5 protein-coding genes are annotated in these 9,376 nt (G+C 36.2%); 3 read left to right on the top strand and 2 right to left on the bottom strand.

Features of this window, described 5'->3' with window-relative positions:
• The first annotated feature begins 740 nt into the window (after positions 1-740).
• The 3 genes from BP92_RS0115530 (at position 741) to BP92_RS0115520 (ending at position 5,909) form a co-directional block, all read left to right on the top strand.
• On the top strand, positions 741-2,696 hold the full coding sequence (locus BP92_RS0115530; protein ID WP_084329813.1) for a polysaccharide biosynthesis protein: 1,956 nt from the start codon (positions 741-743) through the stop codon (positions 2,694-2,696).
• Positions 2,697-2,790: 94 nt separating this feature from the next.
• Positions 2,791-3,558, top strand: a complete 768-nt coding sequence (locus tag BP92_RS0115525) for a polysaccharide biosynthesis/export family protein (RefSeq protein ID WP_026726859.1) — start codon at positions 2,791-2,793, stop codon at positions 3,556-3,558.
• Positions 3,559-3,560: 2 nt separating this feature from the next.
• On the top strand, positions 3,561-5,909 hold the full coding sequence (locus BP92_RS0115520) for a GumC family protein (protein ID WP_051604519.1): 2,349 nt from the start codon (positions 3,561-3,563) through the stop codon (positions 5,907-5,909).
• A 491-nt stretch (positions 5,910-6,400) separates the two neighbouring features.
• Here the strand turns inward: BP92_RS0115520 and BP92_RS0115510 are convergent, their stop codons facing one another.
• Positions 6,401-7,135: a tyrosine-protein phosphatase gene (locus BP92_RS0115510; RefSeq protein WP_026726857.1), complete on the bottom strand. Its 735-nt coding sequence runs from the start codon at positions 7,133-7,135 to the stop codon at positions 6,401-6,403.
• Positions 7,136-8,000: 865 nt separating this feature from the next.
• Positions 8,001-8,771 (bottom strand): hypothetical protein, encoded by a 771-nt coding sequence (locus tag BP92_RS0115505; RefSeq protein WP_026726856.1) that lies wholly within the window; start codon positions 8,769-8,771, stop codon positions 8,001-8,003.
• Between the last annotated feature and the right edge of the window lie 605 nt (positions 8,772-9,376).

The raw sequence follows: 9,376 nt of genomic DNA, 5'->3' as shown, positions 1-9,376 counted from the left end.
GTAGTGGTTGTGATTTAACCGCAAAAAGCGCAAGGTTTTTTTTGCAAAGAGCGCAAAGGCGTTTCACTTGTTTGAGATTGGGATGTGGATGATGCTGATTTAGCTGATGGTTGCGGATTTTTACACAGAGTTGCACGGAGGTTTTTTGTAAGTGGATTGTGTTGAGAGAGATGCACAGAGTCCGGAGCTTCGGACGTTTCACTTATTTGATTTAAAAGAGTTAAAGTAAATTGTTTTTAGAAAGAATTGTCCCCTTGAGGGGACTTTAGGGGTGTGGTGATGTTGATTTAAACGCAAAGTTCGCAAAGTTTTTTTGTAAAGAGCGCTAAGTTTTTTTACTATGTCTGTTTACTATTGCTTTGGGTACAGAGCTTCGCGGATTTTTTTAAATGGATGGTGTTGCGAGAGGTGGAAAGAGGCGCTGTGCTTTGTTTTAGGTTTTGGGTTTTTGAATGTTGAATTTTGGTCAAGGGATGATGAATGGAGAAGGGGGCTTTACTTTGTAAAGCGATGTTGGCCTGCTTTGTAGGAGATTCCTATTTTGGCGGAATGACAGAGAAGGTGTGGGTTTTGGGTTTTGGTATTCTTAGTTAGTGGCTAGTAGCTTGCGTTGCATGCTAGTAGCTTTGTTGGGTTGCTATTATATATACGAGTAATTGTATTTATTGGAAACCAAACAGGTATTGATAAAAAAATAATTTAAATTAATTACCCTTTAAGAAGGGGCTAAAGTTTTTCTTATGGCTTGGTTTTCAATTTCTTCGTTTTCTACAGGTAATTTGGTTGGATGGGTGCAGCGCCGATTTTCTAATTTGGGGTATTTGCCACGTTGGATTATCATTTGCATTGATGTGTGTATAGTTTCTTTGGCTTGTTATTTGACGTATATAGTAGTTTCTAATTTGACTTTAAAGTTTTATACTACTTACACTCCTTTGTTCCGATATTCGATAATTGTTTTAGTTCATGGGATCTTTTTTCTGCTCTATCGCACGTATGCTGGGATTATTCGTCATTCTAGTTTTTTTGATGCGCTAAAGTTGTTTTTTTCTACATTTTCTGGCTTTGTATTATTAGTAGTTTTTAATTATGTGCATTATTTTTTGACGGGAGATAAAGTTTATTTGATGCCGGGATTGATTGTTCATACTTTGTTTACTTTTTTGATGCTATTTTCTTTTCGTGTATTAGTTAAATTGTTTTTTGAGTATTATTTGTCGGGCGTTATTCCGTCTAGTTTGCCTAGATTACTTATTTACGGATCGGACTCACAGGCGATAGCGTTAGCACATGCTATACTTTTAGAACAACCTAGGAAATACCAATTGGTTGGTTTTGTTGGTGATAAACGGATTCGTATGAAGAAAGAGTTGTTGGGTGTGCCTCTTTTTGGCAGAAAGGAATCTTTGAAAACGTTACTAACAGAACACAATGTTAAGGCTTTGTTGTTTGCGGATAAGCAGTTGAGTAAAACTAAAAAAATAAAGATTGTAGAGACGTGTTTGTCGTTAGGTTGTAGGGTTTTGACCGCCCCAGTAATAAAAGAATGGGAAGATTCTAAGGATATTAATAAGTCGATTAAGAGTTTTGCTATACAGGATTTATTGGAGCGTCAGCCTATATTTTTGGATAATCAAGAAGTGCAGCATCAAGTTGCTGGAAAAGTGATTTTAGTTACAGGTGCGGCTGGTTCTATAGGTTCGGAGATTGTTCATCAGTTGTTGGCCTATGGTTCGAAGCAGTTGTTGTTGTTGGATCAGGCAGAGACCCCTTTGCATCATTTGTGTTTAGAGCTTTCTAAGGTAAATTCTTCTTGTATACTTACGCCGTTATTGGTAGATGTACGTGATGTTAGTTTGGTTGCACATGTTTTTTCGCGTTATCAACCGCAATTGGTTTATCATGCGGCGGCTTATAAGCATGTTCCATTGATGGAAGACAATCCGTATCAGGCTATTATGACTAATTGTTTAGGAACGAAGCATGTTGCCGATATGGCTATACGATTTAAGGCGGAACGTTTCGTAATGGTTTCTACAGATAAGGCGGTTAATCCGAGTAATATAATGGGAGCCAGTAAGCGTATTGCTGAGATTTATGTACAAACGTTGTTTATGGCTACTCAATCGGAACACCCTTCCGCTACCAAGTTTATTACTACCCGATTTGGCAATGTATTGGGTTCTAATGGTTCTGTGGTTCCTTTGTTTACCAAACAAATTGAGGCTGGTGGCCCCGTTACTTTGACGCATCCCGATATTATTCGTTATTTTATGACCATCCCTGAAGCTTGTCAGTTGGTTTTAGAAGCTGGAGCTATGGGTAATGGTGGTGAGATTTTTATTTTTGATATGGGTAAACCGGTTCGCATTTTGGATTTGGCTACAAAGATGATTCGATTAGCGGGTTTGATTCCGGAACAAGACATTGCTATACAGATTACGGGTTTACGTCCTGGAGAAAAGTTGTATGAAGAATTGTTATATGATGCCTCTAAGGTTTTGCCTACGCATCATGCTAAGATTTTGATTGCACAGGATCTGAGTGGTTATGACTATGTTGCTTTTAATTCTCTTATGGAAAATTTATGTGCTCACGCGGTTGCTTTTGACTATGAGCAGGCCGTTCGCTTGATGAAACAAATGGTTCCGGAGTTTAAAAGTCAGAATTCTGTTTTTGAGCGACTAGATGGTTAAAAGCATACTTTTATTAGTTTTCCATGCAAAAGTTTTTTATTTTTGCGCCTTTTAAGGGAACATTGTTGCTTAATTTTAAACCTATATGACCTCCATGAAACAATTTTTGATTCGTTTTACTTTCTTGACTGGTATTTTGTTGTTGTTGGTTTCTTGTGTTGCGAAAGAGAAGGTTTTGTATCTTCAGCAGACTGCATCGGTGAATTCACTTACTTCTTATGAGCCTGTTTTACAGCCCGATGATGTTGTTATGATTACTGTTTCTTCCGAAAATCCTGAAGTTGCTGCACCTTATAATTTGAATGTGATTTCACTTCAAGGAGCGACTGAAAATGCTGTTGGCACTCAGCGAATTCAAACTTATATTTTAGATAAAGCGGGTAAAATTGATTTTCCGATATTGGGTTCAGTTGTTTTAGGGGGATTAACTAAGACAGAAGCGGTGGCTACTTTGAAGGGCTTATTGAAAGATCATGTTAGTGATGCGGTTGTTAATTTAAGAATTTTAAATTTTAAAGTTACGGTTTTGGGTGAGGTTCAAAAACCGGGCACTTATACAGTTTCTAGTGAGCGCATTACTTTGTTGGAAGCTATTGGTATGTCGGGTGATATGACTATATATGGGAATCGAAAAAATGTGTTGCTAATTCGTGAAAAGAACGGCACCAAAACGACGGAGCGAATAGATTTAACAAAATCGGATTTTTTGAATTCATCGTCGTATTACCTTTCTCAAAATGATGTTGTTTATGTAGAGCCAAACAAAACTAGGATTAATTCTTCCGTTGTTGGTCCTAATTTAACGGTTGGAATATCTGCACTATCCTTAATTGTTACCATTATTGCTTTAACTGCTAAATAAGTATGAATCCAAATTCTATAGAAAATTCTACTACAGCTACCTTTAATCTTAAGGAAGAACTAGATAATTATTTGATTTATTGGCGTTGGTTTGTTTTAAGCTTAGTTGTTTGTATAACTGTAGCTTTTTTGTATTTACGCTATGCCATTCCAAATTATAAAGCGGTTGCTACTATTTTAGTTCAAGATGAGCGTAAAGGTTCTATGGCTTCTGAACTTTCTGCTTTTGCAGATTTGGGTTTGTTAAACAATGTAAAAAACAATGTAGACAATGAGATTGAGGTTATTAAATCGCGTCGTTTGATTGAATCTGCTATTCGTGATTTGTCTTTGCAGGTATCTTATTTTAGTATTGGACGAGTAAAATCGCCGGAGTTGTATACCAATAGTCCTATAGAGGTTGTGTTTTCTACGACTACGCCAGAATTTGACTCTAGCTCTTCTCATTTTGATGTTCAATTTACAGCTATAAATCGATTTGATTTGGCGACTGGTGAAGGGAAATCCCTTGGGAATTACTCGATAGGAGTTCCAATTTCCTATAAGGGTTCGACTTTTGTAGTTTTACCTCGTAAGAAAAAACCAATACAACCCGATACGCACCTTTTGGTTGCAGTAACGCCTATTTCTAATTTAGTTGAGCATTTTAAATCTCGTTTAACGATTGCTGCTATTGGAAAGAATACTAGTGTTATCGAGTTGTCTTTAGTAGATCCTGTTCAAGAGAAAGCTGAGGATTTTTTAAATGCATTAATTGAAAATTATAATCAAGATGCTATTTCTGATAAAAAGTATGTAGCTGAGAATACTTCTAGATTTATTGAACAACGTTTGCTTATTATTAGTGATGAGTTAAAGGGTGTTGAATCTGATGTTGAATCGTTCAAGAAACAAAATAAGGTAACGGATATTGTTTCGGAAGCTGGATTGTTTTTGGAAAATGCGACTGAGTTTGAAAAGAAAGAGCTAGAAACTGAAACCCAATTGAAGGTGGTTAGTAGTATTTTGGATTATATGAATTCTAATACTAGTTCTGAATTACTTCCTGCTAATGTTTTACCTGCAGAGGAAGGCGCAAGTGCTTCTATTGCACAATATAATCAATTGGTTTTAGAGCGCAACAAGTTGTTGAAAACAGCAGGGTCAAAAAACAGTATGGTTTTGAATTTAGAGGCTAAAATAACTACGTTAAAAAGTAGTGTTTCCTCTAGTTTATTGCAGTTGCAGAATCAACTAAAAATTAAGAAGAAGGATATTACGCGTCAGAAAGCTGTTTTAGGAGGAAAGATTTCTCAAATTCCAACGCAAGAAAAGATTTTTAGAGATATTGATAGAAAGCAGAATATTAAAGAGGCTTTGTATTTGTACTTGTTGCAAAAAAGAGAAGAAACTCAGATTTCTCTTGCTGTAACGGCTCCTAATGCTAAGGTGATTGATACTGCTATAGCCTCTAAAAATCCGGTGTCGCCTAAACGTCAAATTATTTTTTTGGGAAGTTTATTATTAGGATTGCTAATTCCTTTTTCTATTCTATACATCAGAAGATTATTAGATACTAAAGTTAAATCGCGATTGGATATTGAACAAGCTACTACGATGCCTATTATTGGTGTTGTTCCAAAATCGGATTCCAATGATGTTATTCTTTCCAACACAAGCAGAACGAGTACGGCTGAATCACTTCGTATTGTTCGAACCAATCTTGAGTTTTTACTAAATGAAGTTCCAGAAGGTTTGGCCAAAACTATTTTTATAACGTCTACCTTTCCTAAGGAAGGAAAAACCTTTATATCGGTAAATTTGGCTTCCACGATTGCCTTGTCTGATAAGAAAGTATTGTTATTAGGTTTGGATATTAGAAATCCAAAAATAGATGACTATTTATCTGTTCCCAAGGTAGGTGTTACTAATTATTTGGCTTCCAATGAGGGTGAGAACTTAGCTGATTTCATAACAAAAGTAGCAGGTTTTTCGAATTTGTTTGTTATGCCAGCCGGTGTTGTTCCTCCTAATCCAGCTGAGTTGTTAATGGGCAAAAAGGTGCCGGAATTGTTTGAACAATTAAAGCAAGATTTTGATTATATTATTGTAGATACTGCTCCTGTAAGTTTAGTTACGGATACTTTATTGATATCCAAATATGCGGATGCTTTTGTATATGTTGCCAGAGCAAATTACTTAGATAAACGAATGTTGTCTTTGCCAGAACGCTTGTATCAAGAGAAGAAATTGCCAAATATGTCTATTTTAATTAACGATACCGATTCTACAAAAGGGTATGGCTACGGATATGGCTATGGCTATGGGGTTGAGGTTGAAAAAAAATCTTTTTGGAAACGTTTTTTTAAATAGTTTCGGCTTTGTAGCACAAAGTCTCACTAAGTTTTACACCGAGTTACACCGAGGTTTTCTTTTATTGGATTGTGTTGAGAGAGATGCATAGAGGCGTTTCACTTGTTTTGGTTTCAAGTTTCAAGTTTGAGGTTTTTTGGAAGACAGACTGGAGAAATTAGGATATTTGTCATGCATAATTCATTTCAGCATCTCTTTTATGAACTTTTCACTACAATCTAATTAAACTTTAAAAAACTTAGATGACTTATATGTTTTAATTTTTAGCCACGGATTTAGGGATTATGAGGATTTTACACAGAGCTACACCGAGGTTTTCTTGCATTGGATTGTGTTGAGAGAGATGCATAGAGGCGTTTCACTTGTTTTGGTTTCAAGTTTCAATTTTCACTTTTTTTGTCATTCCGCGGAAGTAGCAATCTCCTACAACGTAGGTTAACATTTGAGCGAAGCTAAAATAATTGCCTATTGTCCTTGAAAAACTTTTCAGTTTATTTAAAAAACACATTTTTAGTTATAGTATCTTCTAAAACTTGATGATTTTTAATGATCATCTTATTTTGGAAAGCCGCTACGTGATTTTTATGATGAATATCAGAACCCACAAAATCATACAAGTCTTCTTTTAAGAGATAATCGGCAGTTTCAGCAACATTTTTTCCATAATAACCTACAGTCGCTAACAAATTTAACTGAAATAAGCACCCTGCTTTTTTTAGTTTTGCAAATTCTTTTTTGTTGGAATGAAAGTAATTGTAACGCTCTGGATGTGCTAAAACCAATTGGTAGCCTTTAAGTTGCAACTCAAAAAGAAAATCATATAACTGAATGGGTGCGTTCAAATACGACATTTCAATTAGAATAACATTATCTTTTAGTGTTAGCAGACTTTCTTGTTGTGCTAATTGCATTAAATTTTCATCTAAAAAATATTCCGAAGCACACTCAAGTGCAACTTTTTTAGAAAGTTCAGGTAATTCATCTTGAACTAAATGATGCGCATTTTTTATAGTTTCAGTTGTATTATCCCATACGTTTTTCATGGTATGAGGTGTTGTAATCACTTTTGAAAAACCAAAATCAATCATCGATTCCAATAAAAATTCAGCATCTTTAATTTTTTGAGCGCCATCGTCTATTCCTGGCAAGACATGAGAATGAATATCTACATATCCTGATGGAATTAACTCAGCTAATTTGGGTTTCGATTTGAAAAGGGATAACATGTTGGGAATTTTTGGCGAAATTACGAATTATTTTGTTTGTTGTCGATGTTTCAAGTTTCAAGTTTCAAGTTTCAAGTTTCAGGTTTCGGGTTTCAGGTTTCGGGTTTCAGGTTTCAGGTTTCGGGTTTCAGGTTTCAGGTTTCAGGTTTTTTGGGGATTAGAACGCGGATGATGCGTATTTTTACACCGAGTTTCACGGAGTTTTTTTGAAGTGGATGGTGTTGAAAGAGGTTCACAGAGGCGTTTCACTTTTTTGATTGAAAAGAGTTGAGGTAAAAAGTTCTTAAAAGGATTGTCTCCTTGAGGGGACTTTAGGGGTGTAGTGGTTGTGATTTAAACGCAAAGTTCGCTAAGTTTTTTACTTCGTCAATTCGACCTTTAGTCTCGGGTCGCAAAGTTCGCTAAGTTTTTTACTTAGTCAATTCGACCTTTAGTCTCGGGTTGCAAAGGGAGCAAAGGCGTTTCACTTTTTTGTTTTTTTGCCACGGATTAAAGGATTATTAGGATTTTTCTAATTGAAGTGATAAAGGGAAAAAGTTATTAGAAGGAATTGTCTCCTTGAGGGGACTTTAGGGGTGTGGTGATGTTGATTTAACCGCAAAGAGCGCTAAGTTTTTTACTTCGTCAATTCGACCTTTAGTCTCGGGTTGCAAAGGGAGCAAAGGCGTTTCACTTGTTTGAGATTGGGACGCGGATGATACTTATTTAACCGCAAAGTTCGCAAGGTTTTACATGATGTTGGGCGAAGTTTTACACCTAGCTGCACGGAGGTTTTTTGATGGGAGATGGGAGATGGGTGATAGGGAGAAGGTGTGATTAAACACTCTGTCAGTGTTTTGAATTCTGACAGAGTTTGTGGTATGGATTATTTTTTTGGGTTGAAGTTTTGAATTCCGATTATGGTGGTGGTGTTCCATTTTTTGTGTAGCGGTTTTGTTTTTCGTCTTTCTTTGTTGGAGAAACCAATGTAAATAAAGGCTAGCCACAAGTCTTTTGTTTGGAGTTTGTTTATTTCAAATTCAAGTTGTACTTCTGCATTTGTTTTTTCTAGAATGATTTCATTGCTGTAGTGATTTTCAAATAGGTCTTCTTTACAGTTCCAATTGGCTATTGCTATTTGAATATGAATTTGATTGGCATCAGGCTCAGGCCAAAATATGTCTTTTTCTGTATTAATTGTCGTAAGATTGATTTTGTTTTGTGTCCAATCGAACTCCACTTTTTTCTTTACCACTTTGTTTAATGGTCTTAATTTATTTCCTTCAAAGTTGACTAGTATTTCATGTAATTCGGGAATTTGGAGTCCGATTTCTAGTTTTCTTTCTCCTTTTTTATTAGTAGTGTCTTCTTCCAGAATTTCGAAAAGTAATTGGTTGACTCTTCCAGCGAAAGACACTTCTTTTGCTTTGTCATAGAATTGTTTTGCTAATAGGCGAAAAACTCTTGCTTTACGGACACAACTTCCAAATTCTGTTCCGTGTTCTATGATGGGTTTGAAGATGGGATTGTTTGCAAATTGTTCTTTGGTGATTCCCGGTTTTCCTTTTAGTCGGACTAGATTTTGTTCCGATGCCTTATAGAAATTTAAATCGTCAATTGTGCCTTTGATTTCGAAAGGTGCTGTTACTTTTGCCATGATTTAATTGTTTTATAGTTTCCTTTAAAATTACAACTGTATTTTGATTTGTGCAAGACGTGATTTGGTGTGATTTGGTGCAATTTGGTAGACTTTTGGGTGTTTTTTTGTGATAGAGGCGCGCGATTGGGGGTTTTGGTAATGAGAAGATGTGGGACTGGGAGATGAGGAGACGAGGTGATGGGATTTTTCTAATGGAAAGGATATAAGTAAAAGTTGTAAAAAGTGATTGTCCCCTTGAGGGGACTTTAGGGGTGTAGCGGGGTTGTTTTACACCGAGCTGCACGGAGTTTTTTGAAGAGGATTGTGTTGAGATAGGCACGCAGATGAAACGGATTCGCTGACGCGAAGCGCGGATGATGGCGGATTTTTTTGAAGGAATTGTCCCTTTGAGGGGACTTTAGGGGTGTGGTGATGTTGATTTAACCGCAGATTCACAGATTTTACATGATGTTTGGCGAAGTTTTACACCGAGTTTCACGGAGGTTTTTTGAAGTGGATGGTGTTGAGAGAGCTGCACAGAGGCGTTTCACTTTTTTGTTTTTTTGCCACGGATTTAAGGATTATGAGGATTTTTCTAATTGAAGTGATAAAGGTAAAAAGTT

It is taken from the genome of Flavobacterium sasangense DSM 21067 (assembly GCF_000686885.1).
In the GTDB taxonomy this organism is placed as follows: Bacteria; Bacteroidota; Bacteroidia; order Flavobacteriales; family Flavobacteriaceae; genus Flavobacterium; species Flavobacterium sasangense.
Note: the sequence above shows the minus strand (reverse complement) of the source record. Positions and strands in the feature narration are given on the sequence as shown.